The sequence below is a fragment of the Desulfomonilia bacterium genome (assembly GCA_036567785.1).
GTDB lineage: Bacteria > Desulfobacterota > Desulfomonilia > UBA1062 > UBA1062 > DATCTV01.
On record DATCTV010000037.1, the window covers coordinates 24,997 to 45,860 of the forward strand.

Consider the following 20,864-nt stretch of genomic DNA (forward strand, 5'->3'; position numbering starts at 1 on the left):
GCGCTAAAACGCATAAATGAGCTTGGATACATCGACGATGCGGCATATTCAAACCGTCGCGCACAGCTCCTTGCCGAAAGGCTTTACGGAAATTACTACATAAGGTATCAGCTTGTTCGTGAAGGTATACCCGAAGATATGGCCGAGAGGGCCATTGCGGCAATTCCGGATATGCTTTCCGAGGAAAAAAGAATTAAATGTTATAAAGAGAAGATGAAAGACCGCCGGAAAGACCTTGTCAAGGTGCTTGCCAGCCGCGGATTCTCCTTTGACAGCATTTATAAAACAACGGGATTTTACGGAGTAGAAACATGAAAGGTTCAGAAGTAAGGGATAAGTTTTTAAAATATTTCGAGGAAAAAGGTCATACGATTATCAAGAGTTCATCACTGGTGCCGCCGGGAGACGACCCGAGCCTTTTGTTCACCAATGCAGGCATGAACCAGTTCAAACCTGTTTTTCTGGGCAGTGAAACCAGGCCTTACAATAGGGCCGCTTCCGCACAGAAATGCGTGAGGGCGGGCGGCAAGCACAATGATCTGGAAAACGTCGGCTATACGGCCAGGCATCATACATTCTTCGAAATGCTGGGCAATTTTTCCTTCGGAGATTATTTCAAGGAAGGCGCAATCGTTTACGCCTGGGATCTCCTGATAAACGTCTATGAACTCGATGCCTCAAGGCTTATCGTGAGTGTTCACAACACTGACGACGAGGCATATGGAATCTGGCGCGACAAGATAGGAGTACCCGAAGAAAGAATAGTCAGACTGGGTGATAAGGATAATTTCTGGTCCATGGGTGATCTCGGGCCGTGCGGGCCATGCTCAGAGATACTGTACGATCAGGGTCCGACGGTAGGATGCGGCAGGCCGGAATGCAATGTTGAATGCGGCTGCGACAGATTCCTCGAGATATGGAACCTGGTTTTCATGCAGTATAACAGGGATGCGGACGGCGTGATGACGCCTCTTCCAAAACCCAGCATAGATACGGGTATGGGGCTTGAGAGGATAACGGCTATACTTCAGGGAGTACCCAGCAACTATATGACTGACCTCTTCATGCCCATCATCGGTTTCGCCTCAACTCTAGCCGGAAGGGAATACGGGTCAGATCAGGAAATGGATACATCCATAAGGGTCATTGCAGATCATGCAAGGGCCTGCGCATTTCTTATATGTGACGGAATACTGCCATCCAATGAAGGCCGCGGATATGTATTAAGGCGCATAATCAGACGCGCATCGCGCCACGGCAGATTCCTGGGCATAGAAGGCGCATTTCTGCATAAGGTTGCCATGAAAGTGGTTGAAGAATTCGGAAAAACATACCCCGACCTTGCTCAGCGAAGGGATTTTATCGACAAGGTCATTACCAATGAAGAGGAACGCTTCCTTGTTACACTGGATAAGGGGCTCGCGCTTCTGTCTGATACGATGACCGGTCTTAAGCCGGGGGATTTTATCGACGGCTCAACGGTTTTCAAACTCTATGATACCTTCGGTTTTCCCGTCGATCTCACAGAGGACATTGCAAGGAGAAAAGGCTTCGGTATAGATAGGGACGGATTTGAAGTACAGATGGAAATGCAACGCGAAAAGGCCCGCGCAGGAAGTTCGTTTGCGGATGCGGGTGCAGGGAAAAACATATTCGGCGCAATGGAAAAGACCCTGTTTTCGGGTTATGAAGCCCTGATTGAAGATTCGACTGTGACATTGATCCTGTCACCCGAGGACATGGAACCCCTTGAGACGTTGTCGGCCGGTCAGACGGGCTTTTTGATAACCGGGAAAACCCCGTTCTACGGAGAATCAGGCGGCCAGGTGGGCGATACGGGCATTATAGAGAACGAGGGCTTTGAGGCCGCAGTCATCGATACGCTCAAGAAGGACAACGTATTTCTTCACAAGGTTAAGGTTATTAAAGGCTCCGTTAACAGCGGTGCCGGTATAAGGCTTGTTGTCGATTCTGCAAGAAGAAAGGCTATTGCACGACATCACAGCGCGACTCACCTGCTGCAGAAGGCGATCCGGGACGTTCTCGGGACGCACGCGCATCAGAGCGGGTCATATGTAAGCGAAGAAAGGCTAAGGTTCGACTTCACGCATTTCGCCGCCCTTGAGAATGACGAGATCAAAAGGATCGAGGATATAGTGAACGGGTTTGTAATGGCCGACCTTCCGGTATGCACGAATCTCATGGCCAGGGAAGACGCCATGTCAAAAGGCGCCATGGCGCTGTTCACTGAAAAGTATGCGGATGAAGTGCGAGTGGTTTCAATGGGAGAGGATGTTTCCGTGGAACTCTGCGGCGGCACGCATGTCAAAACTACCGGTGAGATCGGCCTTGTGAAGATAGTGTCGGAATCGAGCGTGTCGGCTGGGCTCAGGAGGATAGAGGCCTTTGCCGGATTTGCAGCGCTCGGACATCTGAGGGAGCTGGACAGCCTGGTGAAAAATTCTGCGGATGCGCTCAAGTGCGCCCCTGCGGATATTCCGGACAGGATAGCTCTCCTGCAGTCGCGTCTCAGGGAGCAGGATACGAAGATTAAAGAGCTTAACGTGAAAATCGCAACCGGCACAGGTGCGGGCGACGAAGAAGAGTTGAGCATTGGTGCCTTTAGGGCGGTTATAAAGAGGATTTCTGCCGGGGATATCTCGCAGTTGAGAGAAGTGGGAGACAGGATAAAGGAGCGTGTTAAATCCGGTGTCGTATTCCTCGCTGCGTCCACAGGGGATAAGTCAACATTCATGATTATGCTCACGAATGACCTTTCGGGAAAGCTCGATGCAGGTGCAATAATGAAGACAATTCTGGCCGAGGTCGGAGGCCGCGGAGGTGGAAAGGCACTCTTTGCCCAGGGCGGCGCCGATGCCGATAAGATAGATAAGGCGATCGATGTCTTTAAAACAGCCTTAAAGGGGGCATGATGAGAAAGGCGACAGTAAAAAGAAGCACAAAAGAGACGGATATTGCAGTAACCGTGAACCTTGACGGAGGGAAATGCCAGATCGACATTCCGGCCGGGTTTCTCACTCACATGCTCGATTCCTTTGCCAGACATTCGGGCATGGGGATCAATGTAAAGGCGCAGGGGGATATCCAGGTGGATATGCACCATACGGTCGAGGACATCGGCATCGTGCTCGGGCAGGCTATAAAGGATGCGCTCGGAGACAAGAAAGGCATAAACAGGTACGGTTTTGCAAAACTCCCCATGGACGAGGCGCTGGTCGAGGTATCGCTCGACCTCTCGGGCAGGCCCTATTTCATGATACACGGCGATGAGGACTTTTTCGGGCAGGTGGGTGACATGGAGCTTGACCTTGTTCCGGAGTTTTTCAGGGCGCTCGTTTTCAATGCAGGCATCACCATGCATATGAGCGTGATCTCATCCGGCAACGCGCATCATCTGGCCGAGTGCTGTTTCAAGGCCTTTGCAAGGGCGATAAGGGATGCGGCGGCGATCACCGGGGAGGATGTGCCATCAACCAAGGAAGTCCTTTAAGATATTCGCATACGAGGGTCAGCACAAAAGATTCCGACAGGCACCCGGGCTGGCCGGTCAAGGTTGAACTGGACGGTGTTATGGCCGAGGTCGAGGACATAATTGACCGCTGGGTTTCAGCGCACAAAGACCCTGAGGATTATCCCAGCGAATACTGGAAGATAAAGGTGTTGGGAAAGAAGTATATTCTCATGTACAATACGCTGTTTGACAGCTGGTGGCTCAAGGAGTGCAAGGAATGATCGTCATACCTGCAATTGATCTGCACCACGGAAAGGTAGTCCGGCTAAAAAAGGGCGATTTCAATGCGGTCACCATATACAGCGAGTCGGTTGCAAAAATAGCAAGGTCTTTTGAAGAGGCCGGCGCCAGTCGCATTCATGTTGTCGACCTCGACGGCTCGCTTGAAGGAAAACGCATAAATGCCGATTCGATAAAGGCCGTATGCGATGCGGTGAATGTGGAAGTTGAGCTGGGCGGCGGGATAAGGACTCTGGCCGATGCCGATGAGGCGTTCAGGCTGGGAGTTTCATATGTCATTCTGGGGACGGTCATTATCAGGGAACCCGGGGAAGCGAAAAAAATACTGAGAGCATATCCCGGTAAAGCAGGCCTCGGAATAGACGCCAGGGACGGCAAGGTCGCCACGGCGGGCTGGACCGAGACTTCAGGAAGGGACGCCCTTGACGTAGCACAGGAATACGAGGATCTGAACCCCGCTTTTATTGTCTATACCGACATCAGCCGCGATGGCATGCTGACAGGCCCGAATGTCGAAGCGACGGAAAATCTCGCATCATCGGTTAACACGCCGGTTATAGCATCGGGCGGCGTATCGAGCATTGAAGACCTGATAGAACTCAACAGGATAAAAGGCCTTTTCGGCGCGATAACAGGCAAAGCCATATATGAGGGCAAACTCGATCTGAGACAGGCTATAAAGGATATAAAGTAACACTTCTGTTTAAAGGCATGTGGCACGGAAGAGCTCTTATTGAAAGACATAATACCTGAGCCAGATATAAAGCATTGATATGATCACGGACTCGATCATGAGGGGCATGCCATAGAGCATAAATCGTGCAAAAGAGATTGGCCTGCCCATCTTTTCAGCGATGCCGACGACGATGACGTTTGCGGAAGCGCCTATTGCAGTGCCGTTGCCGCCGAGGCATGCGCCGAGCGCAAGAGACCACCATACGGGCATGAGACCGGGATTATGAAGCAGGGCCGTGCCGGTGAGGTCTGGCCAGAGCTGTTTCGCCATGTTTATTATAAGCGGGTTCATGGTTGCCACATAAGGGATGTTGTCCACAAAAGCCGAGGCGAATGCAGAGAACCAGAGAACCGCCATGCTGGTCCCGAAAAGGTTGCCCTGTGTCAGCATAAGAAGCTTTACCGACAGCCATTTGATGAGCCCCACCTTTACGATGGCCCCGATTATTATAAAGAGACCGATAAAGAAAAATAAGGTGCTCCACTCCACCTCGGCGAATAATTTGTGGGGGTTTTCAGTCCCGGAAATAAGAAGCAGCAGTGCTGCCCCGGACAGGGCGATTGTGGCGGGCTCCATATGAAGCATACCGTGAAAGACAAACCCGGTCATAGTAAGGATAATCACAACCAGAGACTTTATAAGAAGCCTTTTATCCCTGATGGCCTCATTTTCATCCATGGCCATGACCCTCAGCCTGAGCTCTTCTCTGACAGAGAGCCTTTTGCCGAAAACGAGCCAGAGGGTAAGAATATAGACTGCGAGTATGACGATTACTACAGGCGAGAGGTTGAAGATAAAATCTATAAATGTCAGGTCAGCTTTCGATGCGATCATTATGTTAGGCGGGTCTCCGATAAGAGTTGCCGTGCCCCCTATATTCGAGGCTACCGCCTCAGTAATTAGATAGGGCACGGCGTCAATCTCAAGCGCCTGGCATATGAGAAGGGTAACCGGTGCGATCAGCAGCACGGTGGTTACATTATCGAGAAAGGCGGAAAGAACGGCTGTCACGATTGAGAATATGGCCATTATCCTGAAAGGTCTTCCCCTTGCAAGTTTTGCGCTTTTGATTGCGATGTATTCGAAAACGCCTGTCGGCCTCATTATGTTTATAATAACCATCATGGCGAACAGCAGAAATATGACGTTCCAGTCCACACCGAACTCGATGGAATTGAAGGCCTCTTCCTGGGTTATAATGCCGAGTCCTATCATTATGGCGGCACCAGTGAGAGCAATAATGGTCTTGTGAATCCTTTCCGAGACTATCAATACATATGCCAAAACAAAGATGAGGGTTGCAGTGATAAATGCAGGCGTGAACCTTACTGCATCAGAAACGGATAACGTATCCCCCATATCCTATTCCCCGGTATTTCCCGCAATCGCATCGGCGATAGTAAAAAAAATGTCTGATTCATATATCATGCCCTTTAGTCTGCCGTCCTCATCGACAACCGGCAGGGTCGAAATAGAATACCTGAGGATGTGGTCAACGCATTCCATGAGAGGGTCATCTTCTTTTACAGCGGTAGCAGGGGGATTCATTATCTCTGATATCTTTTTCCCCGAGGCCTCTTTCGCAAGTGTCTCAAGCATGCCGTCCCAGGTGAACGAACCCAGGTCGGACAGAGAAAAATATGACGGGTAAACAGCCCTCAATACATCTTTTATCGAAACTATGCCTGCGAATTCTCCTTTTTCATTGAGCACGGGAAGGCTCTTCGATGAAGATGTCCTGTCCTGTCCGCGGTGGGTTCTCAGCATTATTACAAAATCCCGTATCTCCTGACCTGGCTTCAGGTAAAGCGTAACGGGAACCATAATATCACGTGCTTTCATGGGCGCCTCCGTCTTTATTCATGATTTTTTCCAAGCTTGCATCCCGCCATTTTCTTACCGAGTTGATGAAATATATACGCTTGCATTCGTTAAGGATGTCGATACTGATAATCCTTTCGGAAATTACACCTGCTTTTATTAGTGAACTTCTGAATGTGCCGCCCAGAAGCCCGCAGGAAACAGGTGGTGTGAAAAGCTTTCCATCCAGTTCGATGACTATGTTGGAAGAGCTTCCCTCGGTAACCTCTCCGCGCTCGTTATATAAGATGACGTCGTCAAAACCGGGCCGGGAGGATTTTGCATCTTCATAAAACATGCGGTTTGTTGTCTTATGATAAAGGAACACATTGCCGGAATCGACAGGTGATTCCGCCAGGGCGACCCTGATGGGGGCGACGGGCTTGATTGGTTCGGAATATATTTCGATCCCCCCGTCATGAGCCAGAAGCATCTTTACCTTGCAGGGCTTTTTCTCAAGACTTCGGGAATATTCTTCAAGCATTGCAAGGGCATTTTCCCCTGAAAAAGGAAAAGAAAAATATCCGGCCGATGCGCATATCCTTGACATATGTTCATCAAGTAGAAAATACCCGTCCTCTGGCGTGAACAGTATCGATTCCAACAGCCTGAAATCCGGTTGTTTATGGGTCAGCACTTTCGCTTTCACAGCACATTCCTCATATTCGTTTTCAATTTCCGAGTCCCATATGATTCCACCGCCTACTCCATATTCGGCGGAGTTTTCTTCTTTATCAATTATTACCGTCCTGATTGCCACATTAAACTGCATCCTTCTTTCAGGTGTAATGAAGCCTATCGTTCCCGTATAAAGTTTTCGGGGACTGTCCTCCAGTTCTTCGATTATCTCCATGGTCCGGGCCTTCGGAGCTCCGGTTATAGAGGCTGGCGGGAAAAGGGCTGAGAAAATTCCTGTTAATCCGGCGTCTGTCAGGCAACTGAGGGTTGAAGTCATCTGCCAGAGGGTAGGGTATTTTTCGATCTCGAACAGTGATTCCGCTTTTACTGTCCCGGTGGCCGCTATTCTGCCAAGATCGTTTCTGACCATATCCACAATCATCAGGTTTTCCGCCCTGTTCTTCTCTGATGATTTGAGCCATAAAGCCTTTCCCCTGTCATCTTTATCCGTAAGCCCGCGTTTGACAGTGCCTTTCATGGGCCTGCTTGACAGTACCCCTTTATCATATTCGAAGAACATCTCGGGTGAAGCCGAACAGACGGTCCATTCTGGTGTGTCGATATATGCCCCGTAACTGCACTTCTGGGCGTTGTTGATTTCAAGGAAGAATTGCCATGGATCGTCTTTATAAATACTTTTGAGCCTCATTGTGTAATTGACCTGGTATGTTTCTCCTTCGCGTATATAATCCTTTATCCTTTCGAGCGCATTTGAATATTTTTCTTTAGAAACCGAAGGCAGCCATCCTGAATGGTTATTGTCATGTCTCTTGCATCCGGTGCCGGTTATTAATGGAAATTCAATTTTCTCAACTTCTTCGTAAATGCAGAACCAAGCAAGGGGAAAACCGCTTCCCTCTTTAACCTTGAGTACACTGTCAAAGGCAGGAGATGCTTCATAACTGACAAAGCCCGCTGCGTATCGCCCGCCCTCGGTTTCGGTCTGGATTTCATTAAGGACAGGGAGCACATCGTTTTCAGTTTCCGCTTTTAAAATCATTAAGGGGTTCAAGAACCTGAGCCATTTCCCGCATGATGCATCATGGATTACAACAGTTGCAGGGCTTTGATTCATGAATGCCCTGATTGCCACACGCGGTTAACATGTGCAAGAATTAAGCGAAATGTATTCTTAATTATGCGCTTTTCCGGCAATAATGAACCGATAACCCCAGTCTATTTCTTCAAAATTAAGTACATATCCATATTTTTGTGTCCAAGTGCCATCAATAAGGTCATTTTTGAGTTTCTCAATGCCATGTCCAACCTGAACCGGATCGGCAACTGCAAAGCCCGACATTGCTTGTCTTGCATCTTCGTTCAGATAAGCTGACGGTTTTCTCCAGCAGGCAGCCAGGAACTTGTCATCCAGATCCGGCGGCAGTTTGAATGAATGTATCCTGACTGTTTTATGAGTTGCTTTTGAAAATAAGTCTTTAAGTTCATTGAGAGACGGGAATATCCTCATGGCGTCCGCCCATATCTTAGGGAAGTAATCGGCTATCCAGGGATTATCGGCTTCACGCGGATCAAAGGTAAACCATAATATGGGCCCGTCCGGGCATATGCGGTTCATCTCTGCCAGCGCCTCCGAAAGAGAAGTGAAATGATGGCTGGCCATTATGCTGACAACTGCATCGACTGATGCATCCTCTAAAGGTATGTTTTCAGCTGCACCCTTTATCCATTCAACGTTATCTTTCTTTACGGACTGGTTTTTCATTATATCCGAGGGCTCGATTGCCTTCACAAAAAATCCGCGTTCCGCCAGTGCATTCGAGTAATTTCCTGAACCTGCGCCGATATCGGCGATTATGGAGTTTTCAGGGATGTTCAGATAATTAATGAGGCAATCCGCAATCCTGTAATCCGCCCTGCGGTGGACGGAATAATTCCTGCCGATTGTATCGTATAAAACCGCGGACATATTAATTAATGGTTTCAGCCTGCAAGGGACAAGCTTAGCGGTCTGGTTACGCCAGTCTTGGTATCACCGCGAACAGCACCGCAAAAAAATGGGACACACTTCCGCCTAATACGAACATATGCCATATCGCATGGTTGAAAGGCAATCTCTCCCAGGCATAAAAGATTACGCCGAAGGTATATGAAAGGCCGCCTGCGACAAGGAATATGATGCCGGAAGTCGGAAGGATTGCGAACATGGGCTTGAATGCAACCACCCCTATCCATCCCATCGCAACATAGAGTATGAGGCTCAGTATCTCGAATTTCATCTTTGTCAGGGTCTGAAGCAGGACACCGAGTACGGCCAGTCCCCATATGATGCCAAAGAGCGCCCAGCCCTGGCCGCCCTTAAGCGTTACGAGCGTGAAAGGGGTATATGTACCTGCAATGAGAAGGAAAATCGCCGAATGGTCGAATACCCTGAAAACCTTTTTCGCCTTCTTGTTCTGAACGGCGTGATAAAGGGTGGATGCTGTATAAAGTATAATCAAAGTGGCACCGAATATGCTGCATCCCACAATATGCCGGGCAGTGCCGAAGACGGCAGCAAATCCAGTCAGTATGGCGAGCGCAGCTATTGCCAGCACAATGCCGATGCCGTGAGTTATGCTGTGAGCTATCTCCTCTGAGAATTTATATTTTGGAAGTGAGATTCCAGGCATTATCCGCTCCTTGTCGATTATTCGGATTGCAGGATTAGCATATAATTCCTTAAACATCAAATGAGGCTTTTGCCGAAACCGAATTGAAAAGAGATGCCGTAACTGTATAATACAGTCCGAAGCATTCAAGTTTTATTCAAAGGAGGCGGTCATGCCAGAGGCTTTTATCCGTTATATGAGGGCGACACCTCAGGATATGAAGGAAGCCATCGAAAGGGCGCCTTTTGCCTATGTTCCGCTCGGCGCACTTGAATGGCACGGCGAGCAGAATGTGCTCGGGCTCGACAGCATCAAGGCTGAATTCATCTGTGAGCGCGCGGCTGAAAAGACGGGCGGTGTGGTCTTCCCGGTTATCCAGTGGGGGGCTTATGACCCGCTCAATTTTCCCTATACATTCAGATTTCCGAGATGCCTCATGCGCAGGATGCTTGAAGACCTGGCCGTGCAGCTCAAGGACATGGGATTTGAATTGGCTGTTTTTCTTTCCGGCCACTACCCGCCAACCCAGATCAGGCACCTAAAGGGAATGTCGAGGCGGCTGTCGAAAAAGCATAGCGGCTTTTATGTACTGGGACTGCCTGAGTTTGTCTTTGCAGGCGACATCGACTATCTGGGTGATCACGCCGCCATGTGGGAGACGTCGATGATGATGGCGATCGATCCTTCCCTGGTGCATCTTGAAAACCTGCCGGAAGGGCTTAATTTTGCCGAACGGGCAATAGCCCACGGGGTATTCGGAAGGCACCCGCGATCAGGCGCCTCAACGGGGCTCGGAAATCTTGCCCTTGATACGATTGTCACCAGACTTGCCGGGCTTGTAACGGAAACTCACGTATGCCGATCTCTTGAGCCATATGAAAAGGCCCTGAAGGAATTCGACAAGATTTACTACGGGACGTTCAATCCTTTCGGGCTTAAGAGGATTTTTATTAACCAGGGCATAGGTTCAGTCAGAGAAGGGATCGAGTTCTTTTTATGGTCACTTTTTAAAAAAGGAAAATACAATCCAGGTTATCGATATCCTGGCAAGAAATAAGCTTTCCTATTTTCCGTTTTTCAGCAGTTTGTCGAGTCCGGCAAAGGCCTTGAATGTTGTGGAACTACCGGCAGACCTGTCCTTGGTCTGGCTTCCGTATTCGCCTTCGCCGGAAAGTATCGAATGCTCGTTGTCATGACAGTAGATGCAAAGGAGTTCCCAGTTGCTCCCATCCGGCGGATTGTTGTCATGGTTATGGTCCTTGTGGTGGACCGTGAGCTCCTTGAGCTTTTTGCCCTCGAACTCGCGGCCGCATCGGCCGCAGACATGAGGGAAAAGCTTCAGAGCGCGTTCGCGGTAGGTCTTCTCGCGCTCCTGCTGATGTTTTCTTGCCTCGGCAATTATTGAGCTGATGGTGTCTTTATCCTGCGGCATGGGAATTAACTATCTTGTAGTCCAGCCTCCGTCAATGCGAAGGTCGGAGCCGGTCATGTAAGATGCGTCATCCGTTGCAAGAAACAAGATCCCCGTGGCGATTTCCATGGGGTCTGCCCAACGGGTGAGCACACCCTGCTCTTCGAATTCCTTTTTTACTTGCTCGAAGCTTATACCCCTCTGCGATGCCTCTTTCGCCACATCGCTCCTCAGCATCGGGGTGTCGGTGGCACCCGGGCTCACGCTGTTTACCCTCACGCCGTATGGCGCCATGTCAAGGGCGAGGGCCTTTGTGAATCCCAGCACGCCGTGCTTTGTAGAGCAGTAGTTCGCATGATTGTTCTGGCCTATGTGTGATGCAACAGATGCAAGTGTTATGATGGTGCCTGACTTTTGATTCTTGAAATAGGGAATGGCCGCCTTGCATGAAAAGAACGTCCCCTTCATATTGACGTTGAGAAGGAGGTCATAGTCTTCTTCGGAAAAGTCCTCAACCTGTCCTACCCTTACGACTCCGGCATTTGCGATGAGCACATCTATGCGGCCGTGCTTTGCTGCCACGTCATCGATATGCTTTTTTATTCCCGCATATTTCGTGACATCGACCCTGGATATGTGGACGTTTTCCTTGCCTTCACCGATCATGTCAAACGTTTCGTTCAGACCAGCCTCGTCTATATCGGATGCATATACGATTGCCCCTTCTCTGGCGAACAGTATGGCGGTCGCTCTTCCGATGCCCGACCCGGCGCCTGTAAGGATTGTGACCTTATCTTTTACCCTCATAAGTTCTATTCTCCTTTATTTTACAAATATCCCTTTATCCAGAGTGGAAATCCTTTCCACGCCGCTTGCCGTTACGCGATAGCAGTCTTCCGCGCCGACCAGATTGGATGCAGGAAATGACTGCCAGACCTCAAGATCGAGCACCATGTTTTCTTCAAACTCTATGTCTAGCTGACGCATGGGGCTGAAGATGTGCGCCTCTTCGCATTCAAGGCCGATGCTGTGTGCAGTGATGAAAGTCATTCCTAGTTTCTTGAGCGACTTTGCATAGGCCTTGGCCTCCTTGTACAGCTCAAGGGCCTTGACGCCTGGCTTGAGATTCGCCTCCAGAAACTCCTGCACCTTTATCATGCGCTCCATGTGTTCCGTGCCGTTTTCAGGGATGCTTCCAACAACGAACTGTCTGCTTATATCAGAAACATAACCTTTGTAGACCGCACCTATATCGATACGGTTGAACTGTCCCGGGCTGACCGTATAGCCAACGCCTGGCGCCTCCGGGTCGGATGCACCCAATCCCATTGTCATGTGATCCCATCCTTCGGCACCCTCTTCAACCACGGTCCTCTTCGCAATCTTCAGCAGTTCGACATCCGTGATGCCGTCTCTGGCCGTGTCAATCACCGCCATTATCGCCTTTTCCGCAATGCGGGTTGATTCCTTTATTCTGGCTATTTCTTCACCGGTCTTGAGAAATCTCATATCGAGAAAGGCCCTGTCGGCATCAATGAAAGCTGCCTGAGGGAAACGCTGGCGCAGAAAATCTGCCTGGTATCGAGGCATCTGGCTTTCTATGCCTATCGCGCCTGCGCCTAACCCCCATTCCTCGATCTTTTTGCCGATCTCTTCAAGAGTCTGCTGGGGGCTTACGGTTCCTGCAACTTCGTCGAGCCATGTCCACCTCTTTGTGCTCTGATAGACCATCCAGGTGGCGGCGAATTCGATGCCGTCCTTCCTTATGATGGCCATCGTTGGGAACTGGTTCGACAGCACATAAAGTATCGGATTCGGCGCTACATGAAGCGTCGGCATACCGGTAGTATAAAAGATATTTACCGGCGTCGCAGCCACAAGCACGTCTATTCCGTAGTTCGAAAGAACTTTTGAAGCTTTGTCGGCGGAAAAACCTATTGGAACCGGTTTTGTGGTATCATCTGTTTCCATCTTAACCTCCGTTATAACCTCGGCCTCTCTCTTACCCCTCCTTATCGCAGGAGGAGGTTATGCATTTATTTTAATCCGTATTTCATGCGGATTAAAATAAATCTGCGGCCCTCTTTCCCTTGAGGGAAAAAGGGGTGGGAGATAGGGAGATAAAAAGGTTTCTGATGCATCGCTATAGCTCAATATCCATCAGCACCTGCAGTTTTTCCAGATCTTCCATCGAACCTGTGGGTTTCAACTTTCCTTCCATGAATGCATCGATAGGATCGATTTCACCGTTTATAATGCCCATGAACATTTCCGAATCAAGGGAAAGGCTCATATCGGCATCTTCCCTGATGCCTTCCACTATATCGACATCGGAACCCCTGAATACCATCTGAAGTCCTACGTTCACATCAGGAAAGATTAGCTGCATGGTCTTGTTGTAGCCTTTGAAATGCTCAGCCATCTCAGGGTCTTCGGCTATCGCCTTCCATTTTGACAATCCCTTTTTGAGTTCATCTAATCCTGCCATATAAACCTCCTCAGTTTTTATTTCTGTATATGGTCCTGCCGGTCTCAGATGCTTCATAGCCAAGCAGGATCACCTCAAGCGCCTTCTTGCCGAATTCGCCTGTCACGAACGGTTCCCTGCCCTCTGAAACGCATTCATAGAAATGCTTCACCTCGAGTTCGAATGTGAGCGGGTAATATCCCGGATATGGCCTGTGCTCCACTTCCGGGCAGACCCATTTGCCCTGGTCAGGTCCGGGAAGTGTTGAAAACAGCTTAAGAGGCTGTTCCCGGTTGTGGTCTTCCAGGATGGTGCCTTTTGTGCCGTAAATCTCGATAGTGTTGTTCCATTCGCTGGCGACGGTGAAGCTGCAGTCTATGCTTCCAATAGCGCCCTTTTCGAAACCGACCGAGAAAGAGCAGTTGTCGTCGGCTGTGCAGTTCATCTCGGGCATGCACCGTGCGGCCCTTCCGCTGATGCTGTCAATGTCCCCTATGAGATAAAGAACGACACCGACCCTGTGTATACCGCTGTCTATCCAGGCCCCTCCGCCTGACTCCTCCACTTTGCCCTTCCAGCATGTTGGGTCGCTCATATTGTTTACTTCCGAGCCGCCCTCATAGGTCCTTACGAGTTTCGGCAGGCCTATGACGCCGGCATCGATCAGTTCCTTCATCTTCCGGTGTGCCGGAAGGAACAGCTGGTTCTCGGCGATCATGAGGATCTTCCCAGCCTTCCTGCCTGCGGCTATCATTGCATCGGCCTCTTCAAGGGTGTTTGCTATCGGCTTCTCGCACAGTACATGCTTGCCGGCTTCAAAGGCTTCGACGCATATCTTTGCATGCAGGTGATGCGGCAGACATATGTGGATACAGTCTATGTCAGGTCTCTTGAGGATATCATGGTAGTCCGTGCACAAGTCGGCACCGGGGTTCTTCCTGCCCACTCTTTTGAGGCATTTATCGTCAAGGTCGGCAATTGCTGCAACCTCAGCAAGCTCAGGTATCTTCTTCACTGAATTCGCATGCCAGTTGCCGGCATTGCCCGCTCCTATAATTCCCGCCTTGAAAGCCATGAAGAATTCCTCCTTTTTCTTTATCTCTTCCTGCCAGGCGGAATGGATGATTGATAATCCTGCATTATTCTCAAATCGTCATCCCGCCGTCTATTGAAAGGCATGTGCCTGTACAGAACTCGTTTGTGGCGAGCAGTAGTATGCCCTCGGCTATCTCTTCGGATTTGCCGAGTCTGCCCATCGGCTGGCGGGCAGTAATCTGTTTTCTTGCCTCGTCGGCATTGCCTGTCTGAGCCAGGCGTACTGCAAGAGAAGGGGTATCCGTAGTCCCTGGCAGGATTGCATTAACCCGGATGCCTTCCGATACGTGGTCCATCGCCATCGCTTTTGTTAGCGAAAGCACTGCGCCTTTGGATGCCGAATATGCGGCACGGCTGGTAACGCCTCTTATGGCAACCGATGAGGAGCAGTTGATGATGACGCCTTTTGTTTTTTTCAGATGCGGTATTGCATAAAGAGAACAGAGCCATGTGCCTCGTACATTGATTGCCATTGTCCTGTCAAAGTCATCGATTGAGGAAGTATCTACACTGCCCGCAACTACAATGCCCGCGTTGTTATGCAGGATATCCAAACGGCCGAATCCGGCTATGGTTTCATCAATAAGGCGTTTGACGTCTTCCTCTCTGGACACGTCGCATTTGACATACACGGCCTCGCCGCCGGAGGCGTTTATTGTTTCAACCCCATTGCAGGGCACGATGTCGCTTAAGACGACCTTTGCGCCTTCCCTGGCAAACAGTAAGGCTGTCGCCTCGCCTATGCCTGCCGCTGCACCGGTGATTATTGCAACCTTGCCTTCCAGTTTCATTTCGATATACCCGTTATCTTTCTTGCTTCTGCTGCATTTGCTACAGGTCTTCCCATCTTTTTAGACAGCCAGACCGCCCTTTCGATGAGCTCGGCGTTGTTTTTCGCAGGACGGCCATCTTCCATGAAGGGGTTGTCTTCGGTGCCGATCCGGATATTGCCCCCCGTGCTTATTGCTAGCGCAGCCATCTTGGTCTGTTCTTCGCCCATTGTACTGACGGTATGCAGGCAGCCATCGGGCTTGAATCGCATAAGGTACTGATAGCTTTCGACCTCGGGCGGACACCATGTACCTCCGGGCCAGCCGAAGAACATTGTTATGATGTGCGGGGGGTTGAGAAGGCCTTTTTTAAAAAGCCAGTTCAAGTTCCAGTAGGACCCTGTATGCCATACTTCCCATTCAGGTTTGATGCTATATTCCTTGCATTTGAGAGCATATGCCTCGAGTTCGGTCAAAGGGTGAAGCTTGTCGACCGTGACCGCCGTAAATTCCTCGGCATGATGATTGAGTATGATGGACATCATATCCGGTTTGCAGTCAAAATCGGTCTGGCGCTCTTCTATGGGAAAGCTGGACATGCCGGCCTGAATGATGGCGTCGGTCTTGGCGCGTATCTTATCGACGATGTATGTAGCCTGAGGACTTCTTGGCAGATGGACATGCAGAATGGAAGCGCCTGCCTCTGCGCATTCTATGGCGTCTTTTATAAGGTCCTCATCGTTGTCGGACCAGTTCCTGACATCAGGGTGAATCCATGAATTTGCCGTTGTAGCCGTAATGATGAGCTTTTCCATTTTTTATTCTCCTGTTTCCTGGATAATATCTGTTTCTGCAGCCGCCTCTTCCTGCCTCCGCCCGAGCAGGAACCCGCTGATTATAATAAGCAAAACGCCTGAGAGCATATATGCGACAGATGCGGAATCGGGCGCTCTGAGCGCAAATACATAGAAATATACAAGCACGGGTGCGATCTGAACAGGGACCTGCTGGACAGGTATGATATTGCTGGCCTGTCCGTAGCGGAAACATTCCTGGGTCTGCCACATGCCTATTACATTTGTTCCTACAAGGATGATGCTTGCCGTTATAAAGATTACTATCTGAGAAGTCGAACCCTTGCCTTCGAGCACCAGGAATATAACGGCTACAAGCGGGGCTATCCAGAGGTTTGAAATGGCGAACGGAAAGCCGTTTGAAAAACCCATTACAATGCCCTTCCTTCCTCCTGACTTAAGCGATATGAAATGAAATATGACCCAGAGCGTGGTAAGGCTCAGGCTGAAAACTGCAATACGCATGAGCGCCGAATTTGTTTCAAGGCTCGCAATGACCGTTTCACCATTTATCTCAAGCCTGCTGAAACCGAGAAGGGTGATGCCGATAATCATGAGAAAAATCCCGGTGATCTCGAATGTATCAAGACTTTCACCGTTCATCCAGACCGAACCCAGCGCCAGCACGATAAGCCCTGACGCCATAAGACCCGGCACCAGAGCAGGCCCGATGTAATCCTGCGCGATCATGAAACAGGCGGTTCCCGCTCCGATAGACATCACCAGTCCGGTGATCCACATGGGATTCCTGAGCAGAGTCCTCATGAATTTTGATTTCCTGATCTCCTCAGGCAGGTTGTTCACGGCCTTTTTCTGCAAAAGCTGTCCGAATTGGTTGAGGACACCGCTCAATATTGCAAGGACTACTCCTAATATGTAACCCTTATGCATGATTTCACCTTATCCCGGTTAAATTGGTCTTACCAATTTGCAGAAAAAAATATTACATGTCAATTCTATTATAAGATTTACTCGATTTCATCTGATGATTATAGAATCAATTCAACATATAGCTGATGAGCTATTAAGCTGGTAAGCGGAATCAAAGAAATAAAAAGGTTTCGCTCAACAGCTTATTCGTTAAGCGACAAAAGTATGGGAAGTTCTGGCGTCCTGTATCATTACCTTTCGACCCTTGCCCCTCCCCCCTTCATTATCTTCTCTACCTCTGCCAGCGTTGCCATAGAGGTGTCGCCGGGAGTGGTCATTGCCAGCGCCCCGTGGGCAGCACCGCATTCGACGGCATAGGCCGGGTCTCCCTTGGTCATGAGGCCGTAGATGAGCCCGGAGGCAAAGCTGTCGCCGCCTCCGACCCGGTCCATGATTTCAAGGTTTTCTCTATGCTGTGCCTCATAGAACTTACCTTCTGCCCAGCATATAGCACCCCAGTCATTGACACTCGCCGACTTCACTGTGCGCAGTGTGGTCGCCACAACCTTGATATCAGGGAATTCCTTTACGACATCATCGATCATTTTTTTGTATCCTGCAGTATCAAGTGCAGAAAGACCCTCATCCACGCCTTCTACCTTGAAGCCGAGGCAGGCCGTGAAATCCTCTTCATTGCCTATCATCACGTCCACATATTTTGCCAGCTGCCGATTCACCTTCTGTGCAGCATCTTTTCCGCCGATGGATTTCCATAAAGACGGCCGGTAGTTTAGGTCATATGAAATTATAGTGCCGTGCTTTTTAGCGGCATTGAAGGCCTCCTCGATAACACCTGCCGTCGTGTCCGAAAGTGCGGCAAAGATGCCGCCCGTATGCAGCCAGCGAACACCCATCGTGCCGAAGATGTTTTCAAAATCAATGTCGCCTTTTTTCATCTGGGCTGTAGCGGAATTTCCCCTGTCGGAAACACCCAAAGCACCTCTTATCCCGAAGCCCCGCTCGGTGAAGTTAAGCCCGTTCCTGACATTGCGGCCGACTCCATCAAAGGGTATCCATTTGATGAAGCGGGTATCCACACCGCCCTGGAGGATGAAGTCTTCAATGAGACGTCCAACGGCATTTTCAGCAAACGCGGTGACAACGGCAGTGCGCATTCCGAAACAGCGTCTGAGGCCGCGTGCCACATTATATTCGCCGCCTCCTTCCCAGACCCTGAAACTGCGGGTCGTATGAATCCGGCCTTCGCCAGGGTCAAGCCTGAGCATGACCTCACCCAGCGATACCTCATCAAATGTACACGTCTCTGCGGATTTTATTTTCAACATACTGTCTCCTTAAACAGTTGCCGCAATAAGGACGGCCTCTTCGCAAAAACCGGTTATTTCTTCAAACCTTTCCTGTTCTATCATCTCGGAAGTCGCAAGCCATGTGCCGCCGCAGGCAAGCACCTTGGGGAAGGCAAGATATTCGGCAAGGTTCTTTGTGTTCACACCGCCTGTCGGGATGAATTTGACCGAAGCGAGCGGGGCGCTGATGGCCTTTAAGGTCTTGAGTCCTCCATAGGCTTCGGCCGGGAAGAACTTAAGCGTGGTCAGCCCAAGTTTCATTGCGGCCATCACTTCGCTGGGCGTGCATATTCCGGGAGTAATGGGGATTCCCTTCTCAAGTGAGAACCTGACGATTTCAGCGTCAAACCCGGGGGAGACCAGGAATTGTGCCCCTGCTGCGATCGCTTTTTCGGCCTGATTCACGGTGATGACTGTTCCCGCACCAACAAGCATGTCGCCTCTTGCGGCAATTGCTCTGATCGCCTCTTCTGCAGCATCGGTCCTGAACGTGACCTCGACCAGAGGCAGCCCGCCGGCAATAAGCGCATCCGCAAGAGGGATGGCATCTTTTGCATTTTTTATTGCCACAATCGGAAGGATTCTGAATTTTCCAATAACTGCAAGAACATCATTCATGAGAACGTCCTCACTGAAAAATTATTTGTAAGTGTTCAATAGATGATTTTGATATAATGGTCTATATCCAAGTACCGATAAGTTATAAAGACAAAACAGGAGGCGCCGGATGATTAAAAAAATTCTATTAATATCAATATGCTTTTCAGTATTGGCGGCAGCCGGATATGCTGCGGATCCGCAGCAGGGTGTCCCTGAAAGCAAGCCATCTGGTTATATGCTTCAGCTCGGTGTCAACACTGCTGTTTTTGACAAACCTGACGGGACAAAGACAACCGTTCTGGCAAAGGAACTGATGGTATGGGTTTCAGGGGAAAAAGACAAATATCTGCAGATAAGCACAGGTGGATGGGTGCCTGTTCAGGGGATTTCTTCCCAGCAGCCGCCATATAATCTGGTAGTGGGAAAAAAGACAAATGTGTTCAATATCCCCGGAGATAAAAAGGAAATCGCAACACTCCAGAAAGATGTCATGGTAACCATACTTGAAACAAAGGACGATTACGGACGCATAAAAATCGAAGGATGGATGCTCAAACCGGGGGTGGCGGCTGAAATGAAGGCGGCGAAACCTGACCCGTATGCGGATATCAAGGATAAAGGGAACTCTGTGATAGATATAATTGATAACAGAATTATTTATAATCCGGATACTTCTTTATCTAAGTAATAAAAGCGTTTATTTTCAGGCCGGAACATTATCCTTTAAAATAGTGCGTATCTGCTCTTGACACGGGAATTTGCTTCGGTTATATCCGAGCCTCTATTCAGGCCAAGGAGTGTATACATGAAGACGTTTATAGCAAAAAAGGAAGAGGCCGAAAGAAACTGGGTCCTAATTGATGCCGCCGATAAGGTGGTAGGCAAGGTTGCGGTTGAGATAGCCTCCATTCTCCGCGGAAAAAACAAACCGGTTTTTACCCCGCATGTAGATACCGGTGATTTTGTAGTTGTCATCAATGCGGAGAAGGTAAAGCTGACCGGAAACAAGCTCGAGCAGAAGACATATTACCGCCATAGCGGTTATATGGGCGGAATCAAAGCGGCTTCGGCTAAAAGCATTATGGCGAAAAATCCCGAAGAAATACTGAAGCATGCGGTAAGAGGCATGCTGCCAAAAAACAGCCTCGGCAAATCCATGTTCAAGAAACTGAAGGTTTATACAGGCTCCAACCATCCGCACGAGGCCCAGATGCCAAAAGCGATTAATCTGTAAAGAGGGGAACATATGGCACAGATACAGAAAATATACGCAACGGGAAGAAGGAAGAATGCAGCAGCCCGCGTGTGGATCAAGCCGGGAAAAGGCTTGTTTACAGTCAATGGCAGGGCGATTGACGAGTATTTCGACAGGGAATCGTTAAAGCTGATCGCACTGCAGGCTTATGATGTTACGCAGACCTCCGGACAGTTCGATACATATGCGACAGTTGCCGGCGGCGGAATATCAGGCCAGGCAGGCGCTGTCCGCCACGGAATTTCAAGGGCACTTTCCGAATTCGACCCTGAAAAGCTCAAGCCTGCACTCAAGGCGGCGGGTTTCCTTACACGCGACCCCAGAATGGTCGAAAGAAAGAAATACGGTCTGCACAAGGCGAGAAAGAGACCTCAGTACTCCAAGAGGTAGTTTTTTTCAGAACTCTTATAATATCCATGATGCAGCAGGCAGAAAAAGCCTGCTGCATTTTCGTTTCAGAAATCCGCACCGTTCGGCACTTATAATGATATTTCCATACATGCCGGAACCCTTTTAAAAA

At 49.5% G+C, this 20,864-nt stretch carries 24 protein-coding genes; 9 read left to right on the forward strand and 15 right to left on the reverse strand.

The genetic code is table 11. From position 1 onward, the window contains the following. The first annotated feature begins 12 nt into the window (after positions 1–12). From VIS94_10800 to hisA, 5 genes are all read left to right on the forward strand, one after another. Entirely contained in the window at positions 13–315 is a 303-nt protein-coding gene (locus tag VIS94_10800) for a RecX family transcriptional regulator (GenBank protein HEY9161560.1), read from the forward strand. Further along, entirely contained in the window at positions 312–2,933 is a 2,622-nt protein-coding gene (alaS, locus tag VIS94_10805) for an alanine--tRNA ligase (protein ID HEY9161561.1), read from the forward strand. The genes VIS94_10800 and alaS overlap by 4 nt, the downstream gene beginning before the upstream one ends. Beyond that, complete coding sequence (hisB, locus tag VIS94_10810; protein HEY9161562.1) at positions 2,930–3,511, forward strand: imidazoleglycerol-phosphate dehydratase HisB; 582 nt, start codon at positions 2,930–2,932, stop codon at positions 3,509–3,511. Before alaS ends, hisB begins: the two co-directional genes overlap by 4 nt. An 80-nt stretch (positions 3,512–3,591) precedes the next feature. Further along, positions 3,592–3,753, forward strand: coding sequence for a hypothetical protein (locus tag VIS94_10815; GenBank protein HEY9161563.1), 162 nt, complete (start codon positions 3,592–3,594; stop codon positions 3,751–3,753). Then, entirely contained in the window at positions 3,750–4,466 is a 717-nt protein-coding gene (hisA, locus tag VIS94_10820; GenBank protein HEY9161564.1) for a 1-(5-phosphoribosyl)-5-[(5-phosphoribosylamino)methylideneamino]imidazole-4-carboxamide isomerase, read from the forward strand. Before VIS94_10815 ends, hisA begins: the two co-directional genes overlap by 4 nt. 36 nt (positions 4,467–4,502) lie before the next feature. Here hisA and VIS94_10825 read toward each other — a convergent pair whose 3' ends face one another. The 5 genes from VIS94_10825 to VIS94_10845 are packed head-to-tail and all read right to left on the reverse strand — an operon-like array spanning position 4,503 to position 9,676. Then, the gene (locus VIS94_10825) at positions 4,503–5,867 is read right to left on the reverse strand and encodes an ArsB/NhaD family transporter (protein ID HEY9161565.1); all 1,365 of its coding nucleotides are present in this window, start codon (positions 5,865–5,867) and stop codon (positions 4,503–4,505) included. 3 nt (positions 5,868–5,870) lie between these two features. Then, positions 5,871–6,350 carry a CBS domain-containing protein gene (locus VIS94_10830; protein ID HEY9161566.1) on the reverse strand — a complete coding sequence of 160 codons (480 nt, stop codon included), beginning with the start codon at positions 6,348–6,350 and terminating at the stop codon, positions 5,871–5,873. Continuing rightward, positions 6,337–8,121 (reverse strand): aminodeoxychorismate synthase component I, encoded by a 1,785-nt coding sequence (pabB, locus tag VIS94_10835; protein HEY9161567.1) that lies wholly within the window; start codon positions 8,119–8,121, stop codon positions 6,337–6,339. Before pabB ends, VIS94_10830 begins: the two co-directional genes overlap by 14 nt. 57 nt (positions 8,122–8,178) lie before the next feature. Continuing rightward, positions 8,179–8,973, reverse strand: coding sequence for a class I SAM-dependent methyltransferase (locus VIS94_10840; GenBank protein HEY9161568.1), 795 nt, complete (start codon positions 8,971–8,973; stop codon positions 8,179–8,181). 46 nt (positions 8,974–9,019) lie between these two features. After that, entirely contained in the window at positions 9,020–9,676 is a 657-nt protein-coding gene (locus VIS94_10845; protein HEY9161569.1) for a hemolysin III family protein, read from the reverse strand. A 151-nt stretch (positions 9,677–9,827) separates the two neighbouring features. On the opposite strand from VIS94_10845, the gene VIS94_10850 reads away from it, so the two are divergent. After that, positions 9,828–10,712, forward strand: a complete 885-nt coding sequence (locus tag VIS94_10850; GenBank protein ID HEY9161570.1) for a creatininase family protein — start codon at positions 9,828–9,830, stop codon at positions 10,710–10,712. A 6-nt stretch (positions 10,713–10,718) separates the two neighbouring features. Here VIS94_10850 and VIS94_10855 read toward each other — a convergent pair whose 3' ends face one another. From VIS94_10855 to eda, 10 genes are all read right to left on the reverse strand, one after another. After that, positions 10,719–11,087 carry a YajD family HNH nuclease gene (locus VIS94_10855; GenBank protein ID HEY9161571.1) on the reverse strand — a complete coding sequence of 123 codons (369 nt, stop codon included), beginning with the start codon at positions 11,085–11,087 and terminating at the stop codon, positions 10,719–10,721. A 9-nt stretch (positions 11,088–11,096) separates the two neighbouring features. Next, positions 11,097–11,873, reverse strand: a complete 777-nt coding sequence (locus tag VIS94_10860) for an SDR family oxidoreductase (protein ID HEY9161572.1) — start codon at positions 11,871–11,873, stop codon at positions 11,097–11,099. Positions 11,874–11,888: 15 nt separating this feature from the next. Then, a complete protein-coding gene (locus tag VIS94_10865) occupies positions 11,889–13,037 on the reverse strand; it encodes a M24 family metallopeptidase (GenBank protein ID HEY9161573.1) in 1,149 nt (382 codons plus the stop codon). Between the two features lie 172 nt (positions 13,038–13,209). Continuing rightward, a complete protein-coding gene (locus VIS94_10870; GenBank protein HEY9161574.1) occupies positions 13,210–13,554 on the reverse strand; it encodes an SCP2 sterol-binding domain-containing protein in 345 nt (114 codons plus the stop codon). A gap of 10 nt (positions 13,555–13,564) precedes the next feature. After that, the gene (locus tag VIS94_10875; GenBank protein HEY9161575.1) at positions 13,565–14,608 is read right to left on the reverse strand and encodes a Gfo/Idh/MocA family oxidoreductase; all 1,044 of its coding nucleotides are present in this window, start codon (positions 14,606–14,608) and stop codon (positions 13,565–13,567) included. Between the two features lie 70 nt (positions 14,609–14,678). Then, on the reverse strand, positions 14,679–15,419 hold the full coding sequence (locus VIS94_10880) for an SDR family oxidoreductase (protein ID HEY9161576.1): 741 nt from the start codon (positions 15,417–15,419) through the stop codon (positions 14,679–14,681). Continuing rightward, the gene (locus VIS94_10885) at positions 15,416–16,213 is read right to left on the reverse strand and encodes a 3-keto-5-aminohexanoate cleavage protein (GenBank protein HEY9161577.1); all 798 of its coding nucleotides are present in this window, start codon (positions 16,211–16,213) and stop codon (positions 15,416–15,418) included. The genes VIS94_10880 and VIS94_10885 overlap by 4 nt, the downstream gene beginning before the upstream one ends. A 3-nt stretch (positions 16,214–16,216) precedes the next feature. Then, positions 16,217–17,143 (reverse strand): DMT family transporter, encoded by a 927-nt coding sequence (locus VIS94_10890; protein HEY9161578.1) that lies wholly within the window; start codon positions 17,141–17,143, stop codon positions 16,217–16,219. 230 nt (positions 17,144–17,373) lie between these two features. Continuing rightward, on the reverse strand, positions 17,374–18,468 hold the full coding sequence (locus VIS94_10895; protein HEY9161579.1) for a sugar kinase: 1,095 nt from the start codon (positions 18,466–18,468) through the stop codon (positions 17,374–17,376). Between the two features lie 9 nt (positions 18,469–18,477). Beyond that, positions 18,478–19,107, reverse strand: a complete 630-nt coding sequence (gene eda, locus VIS94_10900) for a bifunctional 4-hydroxy-2-oxoglutarate aldolase/2-dehydro-3-deoxy-phosphogluconate aldolase (protein ID HEY9161580.1) — start codon at positions 19,105–19,107, stop codon at positions 18,478–18,480. Between the two features lie 109 nt (positions 19,108–19,216). Here eda and VIS94_10905 point away from each other — a divergent pair, with 109 nt between their 5' ends. From VIS94_10905 to rpsI, 3 genes are all read left to right on the forward strand, one after another. Next, entirely contained in the window at positions 19,217–19,777 is a 561-nt protein-coding gene (locus tag VIS94_10905; protein HEY9161581.1) for a hypothetical protein, read from the forward strand. Between the two features lie 117 nt (positions 19,778–19,894). Next, positions 19,895–20,323 (forward strand): 50S ribosomal protein L13, encoded by a 429-nt coding sequence (rplM, locus tag VIS94_10910; protein HEY9161582.1) that lies wholly within the window; start codon positions 19,895–19,897, stop codon positions 20,321–20,323. A 12-nt stretch (positions 20,324–20,335) separates the two neighbouring features. Beyond that, positions 20,336–20,734, forward strand: a complete 399-nt coding sequence (gene rpsI / locus VIS94_10915) for a 30S ribosomal protein S9 (protein ID HEY9161583.1) — start codon at positions 20,336–20,338, stop codon at positions 20,732–20,734. Positions 20,735–20,864 lie beyond the last annotated feature (130 nt).